Annotated in this window: 13 protein-coding genes and 1 tRNA gene; 11 read left to right on the top strand and 3 right to left on the bottom strand. The window is 61.6% G+C overall.

Going from position 1 to position 17,158, the window contains the following annotated elements; genetic code table 11:
* Positions 1-80: 80 nt before the first annotated feature.
* Complete coding sequence (locus tag KPG71_RS10570) at positions 81-500, bottom strand: Rrf2 family transcriptional regulator (protein WP_216338051.1); 420 nt, start codon at positions 498-500, stop codon at positions 81-83.
* Positions 501-710: 210 nt separating this feature from the next.
* Here KPG71_RS10570 and KPG71_RS10565 point away from each other — a divergent pair, with 210 nt between their 5' ends.
* Genes KPG71_RS10565 through KPG71_RS10555 form a run of 3 tightly spaced genes read left to right on the top strand, consistent with a single transcriptional unit; the run spans position 711 to position 3,143 of the window.
* Positions 711-1,211, top strand: coding sequence for an SCP2 domain-containing protein (locus KPG71_RS10565; protein ID WP_216338050.1), 501 nt, complete (start codon positions 711-713; stop codon positions 1,209-1,211).
* Positions 1,208-2,227 carry a peptidase U32 family protein gene (locus KPG71_RS10560; RefSeq protein WP_216338049.1) on the top strand — a complete coding sequence of 340 codons (1,020 nt, stop codon included), beginning with the start codon at positions 1,208-1,210 and terminating at the stop codon, positions 2,225-2,227. Before KPG71_RS10565 ends, KPG71_RS10560 begins: the two co-directional genes overlap by 4 nt.
* A gap of 4 nt (positions 2,228-2,231) precedes the next feature.
* On the top strand, positions 2,232-3,143 hold the full coding sequence (locus tag KPG71_RS10555) for a U32 family peptidase (RefSeq protein WP_216338048.1): 912 nt from the start codon (positions 2,232-2,234) through the stop codon (positions 3,141-3,143).
* Between the two features lie 137 nt (positions 3,144-3,280).
* Here KPG71_RS10555 and KPG71_RS10550 read toward each other — a convergent pair.
* Positions 3,281-3,367 (bottom strand) — tRNA-Leu (locus KPG71_RS10550).
* 145 nt (positions 3,368-3,512) lie between these two features.
* Between KPG71_RS10550 and KPG71_RS10545 the strand changes: the two genes are divergently transcribed.
* Positions 3,513-4,496 (top strand): complex I NDUFA9 subunit family protein, encoded by a 984-nt coding sequence (locus tag KPG71_RS10545; RefSeq protein WP_216338047.1) that lies wholly within the window; start codon positions 3,513-3,515, stop codon positions 4,494-4,496.
* Here KPG71_RS10545 and KPG71_RS10540 read toward each other — a convergent pair.
* Entirely contained in the window at positions 4,493-5,296 is an 804-nt protein-coding gene (locus tag KPG71_RS10540) for an undecaprenyl-diphosphate phosphatase (RefSeq protein ID WP_216338046.1), read from the bottom strand. The genes KPG71_RS10545 and KPG71_RS10540 overlap by 4 nt on opposite strands.
* 220 nt (positions 5,297-5,516) lie before the next feature.
* On the opposite strand from KPG71_RS10540, the gene KPG71_RS10535 reads away from it, so the two are divergent.
* From KPG71_RS10535 to KPG71_RS10505, 7 genes are all read left to right on the top strand, one after another.
* Entirely contained in the window at positions 5,517-6,950 is a 1,434-nt protein-coding gene (locus KPG71_RS10535; protein WP_216338045.1) for an NAD(P)-dependent oxidoreductase, read from the top strand.
* Positions 6,951-7,112: 162 nt separating this feature from the next.
* Positions 7,113-11,645 carry a glutamate synthase large subunit gene (gene gltB / locus KPG71_RS10530; RefSeq protein WP_216338044.1) on the top strand — a complete coding sequence of 1,511 codons (4,533 nt, stop codon included), beginning with the start codon at positions 7,113-7,115 and terminating at the stop codon, positions 11,643-11,645.
* Between the two features lie 104 nt (positions 11,646-11,749).
* Positions 11,750-12,484, top strand: a complete 735-nt coding sequence (locus KPG71_RS10525; protein ID WP_216338043.1) for a hypothetical protein — start codon at positions 11,750-11,752, stop codon at positions 12,482-12,484.
* Positions 12,485-12,535: 51 nt separating this feature from the next.
* Positions 12,536-13,255 carry a monofunctional biosynthetic peptidoglycan transglycosylase gene (gene mtgA, locus KPG71_RS10520; protein WP_216338042.1) on the top strand — a complete coding sequence of 240 codons (720 nt, stop codon included), beginning with the start codon at positions 12,536-12,538 and terminating at the stop codon, positions 13,253-13,255.
* A 64-nt stretch (positions 13,256-13,319) separates the two neighbouring features.
* Positions 13,320-13,985: a glutathione S-transferase family protein gene (locus KPG71_RS10515; RefSeq protein WP_073035124.1), complete on the top strand. Its 666-nt coding sequence runs from the start codon at positions 13,320-13,322 to the stop codon at positions 13,983-13,985.
* Positions 13,986-14,047: 62 nt separating this feature from the next.
* Entirely contained in the window at positions 14,048-15,097 is a 1,050-nt protein-coding gene (queG, locus tag KPG71_RS10510; protein ID WP_216338041.1) for a tRNA epoxyqueuosine(34) reductase QueG, read from the top strand.
* Between the two features lie 49 nt (positions 15,098-15,146).
* Positions 15,147-17,147 carry a hydantoinase/oxoprolinase N-terminal domain-containing protein gene (locus KPG71_RS10505; RefSeq protein ID WP_216338040.1) on the top strand — a complete coding sequence of 667 codons (2,001 nt, stop codon included), beginning with the start codon at positions 15,147-15,149 and terminating at the stop codon, positions 17,145-17,147.
* The last annotated feature ends 11 nt before the right edge of the window (positions 17,148-17,158 follow it).

Here is a 17,158-nt window from a genome sequence, read left to right as displayed (position 1 = left end):
ATTGCTTCACCATAAGTAAGTGATTAATTACTAACATATTGGGGGAGACAGGCAATGCCTTGCGGCACGGTAATTGCCGGTCAGGTTCTCTTTTGCAGAAAGGGGAGTGCGATATCCGCCAGTGTCGTGGTGTTCAGCTCATCCAGGAACGCCGCTTCGGCTGCGCAAAATCGGGCCTTGAGGCGGCAGCGTCCGTCAAGTGAACAGTCACCGCCATCGGCCCCAAAGCATTCAACCAGCGGATGATTTCTTTCCAGAAGCCTGATCAGATCGCCCAGGAATATCTCTTGCGGCGGGTGCGCAAGGGTGGCTCCGCCGCCGCCTCCCCGTCGGGTTTCAATCAGCCCTGCGCGGGAAAGGTGCTGCACAATCTTGGCCAGATGATTGCGTGACAGGCCAAATTCATTGGCGAAATCCGCAGTGGACAGGGCCACCTGCGGGGTTGCCGCCATGCGCATAAGCATACGCAGGCCAAAATCCGTAAAAGAGGTGAGACGCATGGTCGCTGGTTAGTCGGTTCAATTGGTATTTACAATACTTATTCAGAGCAATAGGCCAGAGGATATCCCGGTGGGGCAGTTCTCCACCGCCCTGATGCGCTCTGTTGATGCGCGGATAAAAGGACGGACAATGTCAGGACGGACAGCGATACGATGCGCTTGTGTGCCGAGACAGGTCAGCCTTGCTTCAATCGGATCGGAACCCCCATCATGACAGATGCGACGACTCATCGTCCGGCCCGCCGATGGCCGGCACTTCCAACTGCGCCGGTGCGCGCATTGTTACAGCCGGTTCTGGCGCGTGTCGTAAGGCGTATCGCCCGTCGACACCCCGAGATGTTCGCGCGCATCGCGCCTTATCAGCAGGCCGATTTCCTGATCGTTGCGCGTGAACTCCCCTTTGCGCTGCATCTGCGTCCAGACCCGGAGCAACCGGTTTTCCGTGCTGTTCCGCGTGACCCGCTGCCTGATCACGATGCCAAGATCGAGGGGCCGTTCATGCTGCTCCTGAATCTTGTCGACGGTGAGGACGATGGCGACGCAGCCTTCTTTTCGCGTGACCTCGTAATCTCGGGCAATACCGAGGCCGTGGTGTCGTTGCGCAATGCGCTGGACGATGTGGACGGCTCGATTGCACAGGAAACAGCCGATCTGTTCGGCCCGCCCGGACGCGCGGTTCTGGGTGCATTGCGGCGGAGGAGCGGAACATGAGAACGGAAGGCCGGTTTTCCGAAGCGGGTGAGTTGGTGTGTCCGGCAGGCACGCCCGCGGCTTTGCGTACTGCCGTCGATGCCGGGGCGGATTCGGTCTATTGCGGGTTTCGCAATGCCACGAATGCCCGTAACTTTCCGGGGCTGAATTTCAGCCCGGAAGAGTTGGAGGCCTCGGTCGCCTATGCACATCAGCGGGGCGCCAAGGTCCTGTTGGCGCTCAATACATACCCCCCTGCCGGGAAGGTCGATCTGTGGCGAGATGCGGCGGCGATTGCGGCTCGTGTCGGAGTGGATGCCTGTATCGTGGCTGATATGGGCGTGGCGCAGCATATCGCTACAAATCATCCAAGCCTGCGGTTGCATCTGTCGGTGCAGGCCGCTGCCTCCAGCCCCGAAGCGATCCGATACTACTGTCACAATTTCGGGGTCAAACGTGTGGTGCTACCGCGCATCCTGACCATTCCTGAAATTCGCGCGATCAAGCAGGAGATCCCCTGCGAGATCGAAACCTTCATTTTCGGCAATCATGGCCTGATGGTCGAGGGCCGGTGCAGCCTGACCAACTGGATGACCGGAGAATCGACGAACATGGATGGTGTCTGCTCTCCGGCGGCCAAGGTGACGTATGAAGAAGATTCCGATGGTGCGCTGCGCTCGTGTCTTGGCGGGGTCACTATCGACAGTTTCGCGCCGGGTGAAACGGCGGGTTATCCTACCATATGCAAGGGCCGTTACACGGCGCCGCATCGGCCTGAAGGATATTATGCCTTTGAAGAGCCCGTCAGCCTGAACCTGTCGCGCCTTCTGCCCGATCTGATGGAGGCGGGGGTGCACGCCTTCAAGATCGAAGGGCGGCAGCGCTCGAAATCCTATGTCCGCAAGGTGGTGGGCAGTTTCCGTGAGGCGGTGGATGCAATCCGCGCGGGCGCGACGCCCGATCTGGCCGACCTGGTGGCGCTGACCGAGGGGCAGAAGGAAACGCAGGGTGCGTTCAAGACCAAGAAATGGAGATAGGGCAATGGAACTGACACTGGGGCCACTGGCATATCACTGGACCGTCGAGCGCAAGCGGGATTTCTATGCGCGTATCGCAGATGAGGCGCCGGTCGGTACGGTCTACCTGGGCGAGGTGATTTGCTCAAAGCGCGCACCGTTCTTCGAGCGCGAGATTCCGCAGGTCATCGACCGGTTGCAGCGCGGCGGGAAGCGCGTGGTGTTGTGCTCGCTGGCCGAGGTGATGCTCAAACGGGAGCGTCAGGCAACCGCTGATCTGATGGAAAGCGAAGACCATGAAATTGAGATCAACAATGCTGCGGGCCTTCTGGCACGGGATGGCCGGGCGCATCGCGTAGGGCCGTTCCTGAACGCCTATAACGAAGCCACGATCGCATGGATGGCAGACCAGGGAGCGACCCATGTTTGCCTGCCCACCGAAATGCCGGGTGAGGCGGTCGGTATAGCCGCCATGGCGGCACGCGATTTGGATCTCGGGGTGGAAGTGCAGGTTTTCGGGCGCGCGCCGCTGGCAGTATCGGCGCGTTGCTATCACGCGCGGGCACATGGAAGGACCAAGGACAATTGCCAGTTCATCTGCGAGGACGACCCCGATGGCATGCCATTGGCAACCCGTGACGATCAGCCGATTCTGCGCGTGAATGGAATCCAGACCCAATCGGAAAGTTATATCGAATTGCTGGCAGAACTGCCCGAGATGAGGGCGCTTGGGATAACCCATGCCCGTCTGCTGCCGCAGGATGTGGATATGGTTGCCGTCGCGCGGGTGTTCGACGATGTGCTGAACGCAGGGCTGGACGCGGATGACGGCCGAGCTCGCCTTTCGGAAGTGTGCGCAGGCACCGCGTTCAGTAATGGATTCTGGCACGGTGTTGCCGGGTATCGTCATATCAACCGCAAGGCTGTGGCGGCCTGAGCAATAGATTGCCTGAGAATCGATGCGCGTGTGCCACGAGCTCGCGCGTTCAGAACACGTATGTGCTCAAGCGGTGTTTGGAATTCCGTTCCCGATCCAAGATGAAGCCCGACACTTTATTTCCTGCAAAAAAGAAATGGTGCCCAGGAGAGGACTCGAACCTCCACGTCCATACGGACACTAGCACCTGAAGCTAGCGCGTCTACCAATTCCGCCACCTGGGCAGGTGTCGTGGAGGGGCGTTTAGACCTGCCGGCTAGCGGTGTCAACGGAGATTTTCGTCAAATCGCCGCATTGCTCATAGCACCTTGTTCAAAACGCCATAGGGGATTAGGAAGAGACAGTATTTTCAAGCCGGGAGACCCTCAGATGTCGAAACTCGTCACCATCTACGGCGGATCGGGATTCGTCGGTCGCTATATCGCGCGACGTCTGGCCAAGGAGGGCTGGCGCATCCGTGTCGCCGTACGCCGCACGAACGAAGCGATGCATGTCAAACCCTATGGTGCTGTCGGGCAGGTCGAGCCGGTCTTTTGCAACATCCGTGACGACAACAGTGTTCGTGCCGTGATGCAGGGGGCCGATGCGGTGGTGAACTGTGTGGGCACGTTCGACCGTAAGGGCAAGAACAACTTCGACGCCGTTCAGAATGAAGGCGCAGAACGGATTGCGCGACTCGCTGCCGAAGAGGGTGTGCAGCGCATGGTGCAGATTTCGGCCATCGGTGCGAATGTCGATTCCGACAGCATTTATGCGCAAACCAAGGCCAGGGGCGAAGCTGCGGTGCTCGAACATTTCCCGACAGCCGTGATTCTGCGTCCGTCCGTGATTTTCGGGTCCGAGGACGAGTTCTTCAATCGCTTTGCAGGCATGACCCGATTCAGCCCGGTATTGCCTGTCGTCGGGGCTGACACGAAGTTTCAGCCGGTTTATGTGGATGACGTGGCCAATGCTGCGGCAATGGGCGTGACCGGTGAGGCCGCGCCGGGTATTTACGAGCTTGGCGGCCCGGATGTGAACACCTTCCGCGAACTGATGCAGCAAATGCTGAGCGTTATTCGTCGTCGACGCCTGATCATGAATATTCCCTTCGGCATTGCCAGCCTCATGGCTGGTGTGATGGAGCTTGTTCAGACGGTTTCCCTGGGGTTGATCCCGCCGCAGATCACGCGCGATCAGGTGCGCAGCCTGCGGGTGGACAATGTTGCGTCCGAAGGCGCCAGGGGGTTCGCCGATCTGGGTATCAAGCCCGTCGCGATGGAGGCGATTATGCCCGATTACCTGTGGCGTTTCCGACCGGCGGGCCAGTACGAGGCGATCAAGGAATCGGCCTCTAACCTGCGGGTCAATTAACTGTAGGCGATCACCAGCAGAACCACACCGAGGACGATCCGGTAGATCACATAGGGCGTAAAGCTGACACTGCGCAGCAGGCGCATCATCAGGCACAGGGCCAAAAGAGCCGCGACAAAAGCCAGCAACGCGGCAATCAGGCCATCGCGCAATGCCGCCATGTTTGCCGTCATGGCGGCTTCGGTTCCCAGGAAGACGCCGCTGGCAAAGATCGTCGGGATCGACATCAGCATCGAGACCTTGGCCGCGTCCTTCCGTGTATAGCCAAGGAAGCGCGCGCCGGTGATGGTGATGCCCGAGCGTGACGTGCCGGGGATCAGCGCAACGGCCTGCCAGACACCGATGACCATGGCGTCCTGAAGGTTCCAGTCGCTGTCCTGCTTTTTGCGGGGGCCGACCTGATCCGCCCAATACAGAACGACCCCGAATATAAGCATGGCCCAGCCGATTACCTTGATCGAACGCATCTCGGAATCAAGTTCCGTCAGATGCAGGATCAGCCCGAAGCCGATCACCGGAACCGAAGCGATCAGAAGGAGCAGGGCCAGACATGCGCCCTGGGTATCGGTGCGGCCGATCAGAAGACGCGGCAACCCCTTCAGGGCCTGTCCGACATCCTGCCAGAAATACAGAACGACAGCGAAAAGGGTGCCGACGTGAACGGCAACGTCGATGACCTGCCCCTGATCGTTCAGGCCGGTGAGGTTGGGTAGTAGAATCAGGTGACCGGATGAAGAAACCGGCAAAAACTCGGTCAGACCCTGGACAATGGCAACAAGAAACAAATGAAGGAGGGGCATCGGCCAAGTCCTGCGAATAACGGTGCTTCAGCTATAAATCATTGAGATTCAGAGGGAAGTCCGCATTTAGGTCCGGATCGGATCGAAATTATGAAGAATTACTGAACGCACAGATCGGGATGCGAGGAAAATTTTTATATTAGGTCAACCGTTGTGACTTTTCTTTGCGCATACAATCCAGTAGACAAGCGCGGTGCAAGACAATTCCGGAGGCCATGCCGTGGCAAAGCAACCGATGCTGAAATTCGTGACCGTCCAGCGGGACATGCCCGAAAAGCGGGCGGCAGATGACCGTCGTGAGGATTTTCACGAAATCTACGCCGAGTTCGCCGACGAGAAGGCCAAGGAGCAGGCCAGCCGGTGCAGTCAGTGCGGTGTGCCTTATTGTCAGTCGCATTGCCCGCTGCACAACAACATTCCCGATTGGCTGCGTCTGACGGCTCAGGGGCGTTTGCAAGAGGCGTATGAGGTCAGTCAGGCGACCAATACCTTCCCGGAAATCTGTGGCCGGATTTGCCCGCAGGACCGTTTGTGCGAAGGCAACTGCGTGATCGAGCAATCGGGCCATGGCACCGTGACCATTGGCGCGGTCGAGAAATACATCACCGATACTGCGTGGGAGGAAGGCTGGGTCAAGCCGGTGACGCCCAAGCGGGAACGTGTTGAATCCGTTGGGATAATCGGCGCGGGTCCGGGTGGTCTGGCGGCTGCGGATGTGCTGCGGCGCGAGGGTGTGCAGGTGACGGTTTATGATCGTTATGACCGCGGTGGCGGGTTGCTGACCTATGGTATTCCGGGCTTCAAGCTGGAGAAGGATGTGGTGTTGCGCCGGGTCCAGCAACTGGAGCAGGGCGGCGTGGAATTCGTGCTGAATTGCGACGTGGGCAAGGACATCGAATTCGAGGAAATTCGTAATAAACACAATGTGATACTGATCGCGACGGGTGTTTACAAAAGCCGCGATCTGCAAGGGCCGGGGGCCGGTGCCAAGGGGATCGTGCGGGCGATTGATTATCTGACGGCCAGCAACCGGCTGTCCTTTGGTGATACGGTGCCGGAGTATGACAGCGGTGAGTTGAATGCCGAAGGCAAACAAGTTGTTGTGATCGGTGGTGGCGATACCGCTATGGATTGTGTCCGAACGGCGATCCGGCAGGGGGCGAAATCGGTCAAGTGTCTGTATCGCCGGGACCGGGACAACATGCCGGGCAGTCAGCGTGAAGTGCAGAATGCCGAGGAAGAAGGCGTTATTTTTGAATGGCTTAGCGCGCCCAAGGGCTTTGCCGGCGATCCGGTCAGCGCGGTGAAGGTGCAAAAGATGCGCCTTGGCCAGCCCGATGCGACGGGCCGCCAAAGCCCAGAACCTATCGAAGGTGCCGAAGTGGATGAGCCCGCCGATCTGGTGATCAAGGCGCTGGGCTTTGAGCCCGAAGACCTGCCAACCCTTTGGAATCAAAAGGAATTGGAGGTCACGCGCTGGGGAACGGTGAAGGCTGAATTCACCACGGGCAAGACCGCGATGGACGGTGTTTTTGCCGTGGGTGATATTGTGCGTGGGGCGTCTTTGGTGGTTTGGGCGATCCGTGATGGGCGCGATTCAGCCGAGGCGATCCTGGATTACCTGAACGCCGCGCAATCGGTCGCGGCGGAGTAACTTTCGTACAAAACGTACGAAGTGGACGCGGGTTTTGTACGAAATTCCGATGGTTCCACGGGGCTTGCGTACGCAATGGACACAATCGCGCCAAATGCGCGGATCAAGACAGCAGACAGGGCAACAGCCCTGACCCACCGGATAAAGGAAGGGTTAAGAACGATGACGAAACTGGATCTTAACTGGAAGGCCGACCAAGAGGCCAAGCGCAAGTGGCTGGCCGAAAACGGCATGTACAGCGAAGAGGAAGAGCATTCCTCGTGCGGGGTGGGTCTGGTCGTTTCGATTGACGGCAAGCCGAGCCGCAAGGTGGTCGAAGCGGGGATCGACGCGTTGAAAGCGATCTGGCACCGCGGGGCGGTGGATGCCGATGGCAAGACGGGCGATGGTGCGGGCATTCACGTGCAGATTCCGGTGCCGTTCTTCTACGATCAGATTCGCCGCACCGGCCACGAGCCGCGCGAAGATCAGTTGATGGCCGTCGGGCAGGTGTTCCTGCCGCGCACCAATTTTGGCGCGCAAGAGGCCTGCCGGACCATCGTGGAAACCGAAGTGCTGCGCATGGGGCATTCGATCTATGGCTGGCGACATGTGCCGGTCGATATCAGTTGCCTTGGTGAAAAGGCCAACGCCACGCGCCCGGAGATCGAGCAGATCCTGATTTCTAACGCAAAGGGGATCGACGAAGAGACCTTTGAGCGGGAACTTTACGTGATCCGCCGCCGGATCGAAAAGGCGGCCGCGGCGCAGAATATCAACGAGATGTATATCGCATCGCTGTCCTGCCGGTCGATCATCTACAAGGGCATGATGCTGGCCGAACAGGTGGCGGTGTTCTATCCCGATCTCGAGGACGAGCGCTTCAAATCGGCCTTTGCGATCTATCACCAGCGCTATTCGACCAACACCTTTCCGCAGTGGTGGCTGGCGCAGCCGTTCCGCATGTTGGCGCATAACGGCGAGATCAACACGCTGAAGGGCAACGTCAACTGGATGAAAAGCCATGAAATCCGCATGGCCAGCAGCGCCTTTGGCGACCTGGCCGAGGATATCAAGCCGATCATCCCCGGCGGATCGTCGGATTCGGCGGCGCTGGACTCGGTGTTTGAGGTGCTGGTGCGCGCGGGGCGCAATGCGCCGATGGCCAAGACGATGCTGGTGCCTGAAAGCTGGTCGAAGCAGGCCGAGGAACTGCCGGTCGCGTGGCGCGACATGTATTCCTACTGCAACTCGGTGATGGAGCCGTGGGACGGCCCTGCCGCTCTGGCGATGACCGATGGCCGTTGGGTCTGTGCCGGACTGGACCGGAACGGGCTGCGCCCGATGCGTTATGTGGTGACCGGCGACGGGCTGGTGATTGCCGGGTCCGAGGCCGGGATGGTGCCGGTGGACGAAGCGACGGTCAAGGAAAAGGGCGCGCTGGGTCCGGGGCAGTTGCTGGCCGTGGATATGGCCGAGGGCAAGCTGTATCACGACACCGAGATCAAGGACAAAATGGCCCATGCCCAGCCGTTCGGCGAATGGGTCGGCAAGATCAACGATCTCGACGAGGTGCTGGCCGGTGTCTCGGAAACGCCCCTGTTCACGGGGGATGACCTGCGCCGCCGTCAGATTGCCGCCGGCTATTCGGTGGAGGAAATCGAGACGATTCTGGCCCCGATGGCCGAAGACGGCAAAGAGGCGATTGCCAGCATGGGTGACGATACGCCCAGTGCCGTTCTGTCCAAGAAATACCGCCCGCTGAGCCATTTCTTCCGCCAGAACTTTAGCCAGGTGACGAACCCGCCGATCGACAGCCTGCGCGAATACCGGGTGATGAGCCTGAAAACGCGGTTCGGGAACCTGAAGAACGTGCTGGACGAATCCAGCCAGCAGACGGAAATCGTGGTGCTGGAAAGCCCGTTCCTGGGCAATGCCCAGTGGGACGAGCTGATGCGCCAGTTCGATGGCGACGTGACCGAGATCGACTGTACCTTCGAGGCCGGGGCGGGCGCGTTGCAGGCCGGGCTGGAGCGTATCCGCGCCGAGGCCGAAGATGCCGTGCGCAGCGGCGCCGGACATCTGGTGCTGAGCGATCACAAGCTGGGCGAGGGGTGCATCGGCATGCCGATGATCCTGGCCACCAGTGCGGTGCATTCGCATCTGACGCGCAAGGGCCTGCGCACCTTCTGTTCGCTGAACGTGCGCGCGGCCGAATGTATCGACCCGCATTATTTCGCCGTTCTGATCGGGGCCGGGGCGACCGTGGTCAATGCCTATCTGGCCGAGGACACGATTGCCGACCGGATCGAGCGCGGCCTGCTGGATGGCAGCCTGACCGAGAATATCGCGCGCTATCGCGAGGCGATTGATCAGGGTCTGCTGAAGATCATGTCGAAGATGGGGATCAGCGTGATCTCGTCCTATCGCGGCGGTGTGAATTTCGAGGCCGTGGGCCTGAGTCGGGCGATGTGCAACGAGTATTTCCCCGGTCTGACCAGCCGGATCAGCGGCATCGGTGTGAGCGGTATTCAGGCCAAGCTGGAAGAGATTCACGGCGATGCCTTTGCCGGGGGCAAGGATGTGCTGCCGATCGGTGGTTTCTACAAGATGCGCAAATCGGGCGAGAGCCACGCCTGGGGCGCGCAGACGATGCACCTGATGCAGATGGCGTGCAACCGGGCGTCTTATGCGCTGTGGCAGCAGTATTCCAAGGCGATGCAGGCCAATCCGCCGATCCATCTGCGCGACCTGATGGCGATCAAGCCGCTGGGCGAGGCGATTCCTCTGGAAGAGGTGGAAAGCGTGACCGCGATCCGCAAGCGGTTCGTGACGCCGGGGATGTCGCTTGGCGCGCTCAGCCCCGAGGCGCACAAGACGTTGAACGTGGCGATGAACCGGATCGGGGCGCGCTCGGATTCGGGCGAGGGCGGCGAAGACCCGGCGCATTTCGTGCCCGAGCCGAATGGCGATAACCCGTCGGCCAAGATCAAGCAGGTGGCCTCGGGGCGGTTTGGCGTGACGGCTGAATACCTGAACCAGTGCGAAGAGCTTGAGATCAAGGTGGCGCAGGGCGCCAAGCCCGGTGAGGGCGGGCAGTTGCCGGGGATGAAGGTGACCGACCTGATCGCGCGGCTGCGCCATTCGACGCCGGGTGTGACGCTGATCTCGCCGCCGCCGCACCACGATATCTACTCGATCGAGGATCTGGCGCAGCTGATCTATGACCTCAAGCAGATCAACCCGATCGTGAAGGTCACGGTCAAGCTGGTGGCGCAGTCGGGCGTGGGCACGATTGCCGCCGGGGTGGCCAAGGCCAAGGCGGACGTGATCCTGATCTCGGGGCATAATGGCGGCACCGGGGCCAGCCCGGCGACCAGCATCAAGTATGCCGGCCTGCCGTGGGAAATGGGCCTGACCGAGGCGCATCAGGTGCTGAGCATGAACAAGCTGCGCGACCGGGTGACATTGCGCACCGATGGCGGGCTGCGCACCGGGCGCGATATCGTCATGGCGGCGATGATGGGGGCCGAGGAATACGGCATCGGCACCGCCGCGCTGATCGCCATGGGCTGCATCATGGTGCGCCAGTGTCAGAGCAACACCTGCCCCGTCGGTGTCTGCACGCAGGACGAGGCGCTGCGTGCCAAGTTCACGGGCAATGCCGACAAGGTGGTGAACCTGATCACCTTCTACGCGCAGGAAGTGCGCGAGCTGCTGGCCAGCATCGGTGCGCGGTCGCTGGACGAAGTGATCGGGCGGGCCGATCTGCTGACGCAGGTCAGCCGGGGCAGTGCGCATCTGGACGATCTGGACCTGAACCCGATGCTGATCACGGTGGATGGCGCGAAGAATGCGCGCTATGACCGCGAGCGCCCGCGCAACCCGGTGCCCGATACGCTGGATGCGGAGATCGTGCGCGATGCGCAGCGGTTCCTGAACGAAGGCGAAAAGATGCAACTGCATTACGCGGTGCAGAACACGCATCGGACGGTCGGAACGCGGGTTTCGAGCCACATCGTGCGCAATTTCGGGATGCGCAACAGCCTGCAGCCCGATCACCTGACCGTCAAGCTGACGGGCAGCGCGGGGCAGAGCCTTGGGGCGTTCGCCGCGCCGGGGCTGAAGCTGGAAGTGTCGGGCGATGCCAATGACTATGTCGGCAAGGGCCTGTCGGGGGGCACCATCGTGGTGCGCCCGCAGCAGCAAAGCCCGCTGGTGGCCGCCGAGAACACGATCATCGGCAATACCGTTCTTTATGGTGCGACCGATGGCTACCTGTTTGCCGCCGGACGCGCCGGTGAGCGGTTTGCGGTGCGCAACTCGGGCGCCAAGGTGGTGGTCGAAGGGTGCGGCAGCAACGGGTGCGAATACATGACCGGCGGTGTTGCCGTGATCCTTGGCAGCATCGGGGCCAATTTCGGGGCAGGCATGACGGGCGGCATGGCTTATCTGTACGATCCCGACGGCGCGACAGAAAAGCTGATCAACATGGAATCGCTGGTCACCTGCCCTGTCACGCAAGACTATTGGCTGGCCGAACTGGAATCGCTGGTGCGCCGTCATGCCGACGAAACCGGCAGCCGCAAGGCGCAGGACCTGCTGCAATACTGGGATCTGGAAAAGGCCAATTTCGTTCAGGTCTGCCCCACGGAGATGCTGAACAAGCTGCGCCATCCGCTGGGCATCGAAGACAGCGCCATTCCCGCGGAATAATCGCGGGGCGGGCATCCTTGCCTTTCCCATCGGGCCCTTTTTTGCGCTAAGACTTCAGTCAAGGTGCGAAAGAGGGCCCGATGCAGTTAGAGTTACAGGATTTGGTGATTGAACCGCCGTTGCGTATATTCCGGACAGCGGGTGAGACCGGAACACTTGTTGTCAGTTGTTCCAGCGTGGGCAAAAAACGACATTCGCCGCCACCCCCGGAATTCGTGAAAATCGCTACAGCCGGAGGCAAGAATCCGGCATTATTCATCACAGACCAAAGCCGGAGCTGGCTGAATGCGCCGGGGATGGCGGAAACCATCGTCCGTACCGTCGAAGATGCTGCCAAGAAGGCGGGTGTGACCCGGATCGCCGGAATTGGCGATTCGATGGGGGCGACCATGCTGTTACATTTGTCGCGGTTGACGCGATTTGACTCGGTTCTTGCGATGACCCCGCAATATTCGGCCAATCCAAAGGTTGTCCCAGAGGAGGACCGATGGAGGTTCTTCCGGTCGAGAATTCGAGAATTCCGCTTTGACAGGGTCGAAAACCTGGATTCGGCGCAGACGAAGTATTTCATTTTGCATGGCGATGGCCCCGGTGAACTGGAACATGCGCTACGTTTTCCCAAAACACGTGGGGTGGCGCATTTCATTTTGCCGGGCTTCGGGCACCGGGTCAGCGAAACCCTGAAAGAGCGGGGATATCTTGTGCGGTTGGCGCAGGATGCCATAGCCGGGCGCGGCGCGCGGGTGCGCCGCACGGTCGAGGATCTCGGGGGTATGTTTCGCAATGCCTATGAAAAACAGATGGCGGACAGGCCTGTCCGTAAGGTGGCAGAAGAATGATGCAAACGCGGGATTTGCAACGTCCTGACCGGGCGCTATAGCTGGGCGGCAATGGCCAAACGCAAGACCAAGAAAACCGCGCCCGAGCCGCGCCGATTTCAGCCGGTACGCTGGGTGCGTCGCTGGACGATCCGGTTTTGCCTGATCGTGATCGTGGTGGTCGTGGGTACGGTGGCGGCGCATCGTGTGCTGACCCCGCCTCAAACCTTTTACATGGGGCAGGAAGCGCGCCGTTTGGGCGGAATAGACTATCAATGGGTGCCGCTGGACGAGGTTGCGCCGGTGATGGCGCGGTCTGTCGTGGCGGCGGAGGATGCGAATTTCTGCCTGCACTGGGGGTTCGACATGGCCGCGATCCGCACCGCCATCGAGGACGGCGGCGGGCGGGGGGCCTCGACCCTGAGTCAGCAAACGGTCAAGAACGTCTATCTGTGGCACGGGCGCAGCTGGCTGCGCAAGGCGCTGGAGGCCGCGATCACCCCGGTTGTCGAGGGGCTGTGGACCAAGCGCCGGATCATCGAGGTTTACCTGAACGTGGCCGAGTTCGACGAGGGCATTTTCGGCGTCGAGGCCGCCGCGCGCCATTACTTCGGTGTTGGCCCCGAGGACTTGAGCGCGATGCAGGCCGCGCGGCTGGCCGCGGTGTTGCCGGACCCCAAGGATCGCTCGGCCGCGAAACCCGGAGGATGGCTGCGTAAACGGGCGGCGTCGATCATGGACGGTGCGGCCACCATCCGCCGGGACGGGCGTTCAGGCTGTTTCGAGGATTGAAAACCGTGCCCATTCACGGCATGGAGGGGGCATCCCGACCATTCGACCAAGGTTTGATTTGATCATGGCCAAGCTCTATCACGTTCCGTTGTCACCGTTCTGCCGCAAGGTGCGGCTGAGCCTTGCGGAAAAGAAGATCGAATGCGAACTGACCGAGGAACGGTACTGGGAAAAAGACCCGGATTTCCTGCGGCGCAACCCGGCGGGCAAGGTGCCGGTGCTGAAGATCGACGGGCAGACCATGGCCGAAAGCACCGCGATCTGCGAGTATCTGGAAGAGAAATATCCCGAACCGTCGCTGATGCCCAAAAGCGCCGAGGCGCGATACGAGGTGCGCCGTCTTGTGGCGTGGTTCGACGACAAGTTCCATTCCGAAGTCACCTCGAAGCTGCTGTATGAGCGGGTGAACAAGAAGGTGATGAAACAGGGCTTTCCCGACAGTACAAACGTCAAGGCCGGGGCGCGGGCGATCAAATATCATCTGGATTACATGGCGTGGTTGCTGGACCGGCGGCGCTGGCTGGCGGGGGATGTCATGACCCTGGCCGATTTCGCCGCCGCCGCGCATCTGAGCGCGCTGGATTATATCAGCGACGTGGACTGGAACCGCAGCGAGGCGGTCAAGGACTGGTATGCCAAGATCAAGTCGCGGCCCGCATTCCGGGGCATTCTGGCCGATCAGGTGCCCGGATTCCCGCCGCCGGCGCATTATGCCGATCTGGATTTCTGAGTTGGGGGCTTTGCCCCCCGGCCTGCGGCCTCCCCCCAGGATATTTTGAGCAAGAAGAAGCCATGGGCAGCTTGAAAGACAAGTTGGTGGCACAGGCCCTGGAGGAAGGGTTCGATCTGGCGCGGGTGTGCCGGCCCTGGGATGTGGGGCATGTGCCCGACCGGCTGGCGGCGTTTCTGGGCAAGGCGTATCACGGGCAGATGGGGTGGCTGGCCGAGCGGAGCCATTGGCGGGGCGATCCGCATGCCCTGTGGCCCGAGGCGCGCAGCATCCTGATGCTTGGCGAAAGCTATACGCCCGAGGACGATCCGACGGCGACATTGGCGCACGGGGATGTCGGAACAGTCTCTGTTTATGCGCGAAACCGCGATTATCATGATGTTTTGAAAAAGCGGCTGAAGCGGTTGGCGCGGTGGCTGATCGCCGAAGCCGGAGGCGAGGTGAAGGTCTTTGTGGATACCGCGCCGGTGCCGGAAAAGCCGCTGGGGCAGGCCGCCGGGCTGGGCTGGCAGGGCAAGCACACCAATCTGGTCAGCCGCGACCTGGGCAGCTGGTTTTTCATCGGGTCGATTTTCACCACGCTGGATTTAGAGACCGATCCGGCGGAAATCGACCATTGCGGGTCGTGCCGGGCCTGTCTGGACGCTTGCCCGACCGATGCCTTTCCCGCGCCCTATCAGTTGGATGCGCGGCGGTGCATTTCCTATCTGACGATCGAACACAAAGGCCCGGTGGACGAAGATCTGCGCGCGCGGATGGGCAACCGGATTTATGGCTGCGACGATTGTCTGGCGGCCTGTCCGTGGAACAAGTTTGCCGTGGCGGCGCGTGAGGTGAAATATCATGCGCGCGAGGATCTGATCGCGCCGAAGCTTGCCGAGTTGGCGGTGCTGGACGATGCCGGGTTCCGGGCGCGGTTTTCCGGCAGCCCGATCAAGCGGATCGGGCGGGATCGGTTCGTGCGCAACGTGCTGTATGCCATCGGGAATTCCGGCGATCCGATGCTGAGCGACGTGGCGCTGGGGCTGTGCGAGGACGCGGATGAAACGGTGGCGGATGCGGCGCGCTGGGCTGTGTTGCGACTGCGCCATGCCGCAAACGGGATGGATTGATCCGCAAAACCCGCTACACCGCTTGCGAACGGGTTAAGGAGCGGGCGAGATGGCGTTGCTTTTGGGGGTCGATACGGGTGGCACCTATACGGATGCGGTTCTGATCCGCAACGAAACCGAGGTCGTGGCCAAGGCCAAGGCTTTGACCACGCGGCACGATCTGGCCATCGGGATCGAGCGGGCGATTTCCGCCGTGCTGGAGCAAAGCGGCGCGGATCGCGGGCAGATCGGACTGGCCTCGCTTTCGACGACGCTGGCGACCAATGCGCTGGTCGAGGGGCAGGGCGGACGCGCGGGGCTGATCTATATCGGGTTTCGCGAGCAGGATATCGACGGTCAAGGGCTGGGCGAGGTGCTGGCGGGCGATCCGGCGGTGGCGATCGCGGGCGGGCACAGCCATGCCGGTGCCGAGCGTGTGGCGCTGGATGAAACCGCGCTTCGGGCATGGTTAGAGACGAATTCAGGCGTTTCCGCCTATGCCGTGGCGGCGCAGTTCGCCACGCGCAACCCGGCGCATGAACTGCGTGCGGCCGGGATCGTGCAGGAGGTTACCGGGCGGCCCGTATCCTGTTCGCATCACCTGTCGGCCAGGCTGAACGGCCCGAAGCGAGCGCTGACGGCGCTGTTGAACGCGCGGCTGATCGGGATGATCGCCCGGTTGATCGACCGGGCCGAGGACACGCTGGAACGCCTCGGGATTCATGCGCCGCTGATGGTGGTGCGCGGCGACGGTGCGCTGGTGTCTGCCGACCAGGCGCGCGAGCGGCCCATCGAGACCATCCTGAGCGGTCCGGCAGCCAGTATCGTGGGCGCGCGGTGGCTGACCGGGGCGGATGAGGCATTGGTTTCGGATATCGGTGGCACGACGACGGACGTGGCCGTTTTGCGCGATGGGCGCCCGATGATCGACCCGGCGGGCGCCAAGGTGGGGCCGTGGCGCACGATGGTCGAGGCGGTGGCGATGCGCACCACGGGGCTGGGTGGTGACAGCGAAGTGCATGTTCTGGAAGAGGGCCTGCATGGGGGTGTGTCGCTGGGGCCGCGGCGGTTGATTCCGGTCAGCCTGATCGCGTCGGAAGCGCCCGAGGTGGTTCATGCCGCGCTGGACGATCAGTTGCGCCGCACCGTGCCGAATGAGCATGACGCGCGTTTCGTGCGGGCCGTGCCGGGGCTGGAGGCCGATGGCCTGCCCGAGCGGGAACAGAGCTTGTTGCAGCGGATCGGCGATCAGGTGCATCCGACCGGGAAGATACTGAAAACCCGGCTGGAGGGGCAGGCGCTGAAACGGTTGATCGCGCGGGGGCTGGTGCAGTTGGCCGGGGTCACGCCTTCGGATGCCAGCCATGTTTTGGGCCGCCTGAAGGATTGGGATGCCCCGGCGGCGCGCAAGGCGCTGGAACTGGTGGGGCGGCGGCGCACGGGCAGCGGCAACATGCTGTGTCCCGCCCCGAAAGCACTGGCGCAGATGATCGTCGATCAGTTGACGCACCAAACGTCCCTGGCCTTGTTAGAGACTGCTTTTGCCGAAGATGCCTATGAGTTCGGGCACTCCCTCGAAGACCTGGCGCGTCATGTTCTGATGCAGCGCGGACTGGCCCATCACAAGGGGCTGGTGCGTATCGAAAGCGGGCTGAACGTGCCGGTGGTGGGGCTTGGGGCCTCGGCCCCGTCCTATTACCCGGCGGTGGGGCAGCGCCTGAGCTGCCGGATGGTTTTGCCCGAACATGCGGGTGTGGCCAATGCTATCGGTGCGGTGGTGGGTCGTGTTACGATCCGGCGCAGCGGTACGGTGACCTGCCCGGCGGAAGGGAAATACCGGGTGCATCTGGAAACCGGGCCGGAGGATCATTCAGACGCCGAGGCGGCGATGGTGGCCTTGCAAAACGCGCTGACAGCCGAGGCACGGGCCGAGGCCGAGGCGGCGGGGGCCGAGGATATACACACCCACGCCGCCCGAGACCTGCGCAGCGCACAGGCCGAAGGGCGCGAGGTGTTTCTGGAGGCCGAAATCACGGTCGAGGCGACAGGGAGGCCGCGCGTCGCTGTCTGACCGACAACAGG

The sequence above is a fragment of the Roseovarius sp. PS-C2 genome, assembly GCF_018862045.1.
In the GTDB taxonomy this organism is placed as follows: Bacteria; Pseudomonadota; Alphaproteobacteria; order Rhodobacterales; family Rhodobacteraceae; genus Roseovarius.
Note: the sequence above shows the minus strand (reverse complement) of the source record. Positions and strands in the feature narration are given on the sequence as shown.

Coding starts and splice junctions, on each gene's coding strand:
- mtgA (WP_216338042.1), top strand. CDS start 12,536: ATGGCCAAACGCAAGACCAAGAAAACCGCGCCCGAGCCGCGCCGATTT.
- KPG71_RS10565 (WP_216338050.1), top strand. CDS start 711: ATGACAGATGCGACGACTCATCGTCCGGCCCGCCGATGGCCGGCACTT.
- gltB (WP_216338044.1), top strand. CDS start 7,113: ATGACGAAACTGGATCTTAACTGGAAGGCCGACCAAGAGGCCAAGCGC.
- KPG71_RS10560 (WP_216338049.1), top strand. CDS start 1,208: ATGAGAACGGAAGGCCGGTTTTCCGAAGCGGGTGAGTTGGTGTGTCCG.
- KPG71_RS10570 (WP_216338051.1), bottom strand. CDS start 500: ATGCGTCTCACCTCTTTTACGGATTTTGGCCTGCGTATGCTTATGCGC.
- KPG71_RS10555 (WP_216338048.1), top strand. CDS start 2,232: ATGGAACTGACACTGGGGCCACTGGCATATCACTGGACCGTCGAGCGC.
- KPG71_RS10540 (WP_216338046.1), bottom strand. CDS start 5,296: ATGCCCCTCCTTCATTTGTTTCTTGTTGCCATTGTCCAGGGTCTGACC.
- queG (WP_216338041.1), top strand. CDS start 14,048: ATGGGCAGCTTGAAAGACAAGTTGGTGGCACAGGCCCTGGAGGAAGGG.
- KPG71_RS10515 (WP_073035124.1), top strand. CDS start 13,320: ATGGCCAAGCTCTATCACGTTCCGTTGTCACCGTTCTGCCGCAAGGTG.
- KPG71_RS10505 (WP_216338040.1), top strand. CDS start 15,147: ATGGCGTTGCTTTTGGGGGTCGATACGGGTGGCACCTATACGGATGCG.
- KPG71_RS10545 (WP_216338047.1), top strand. CDS start 3,513: ATGTCGAAACTCGTCACCATCTACGGCGGATCGGGATTCGTCGGTCGC.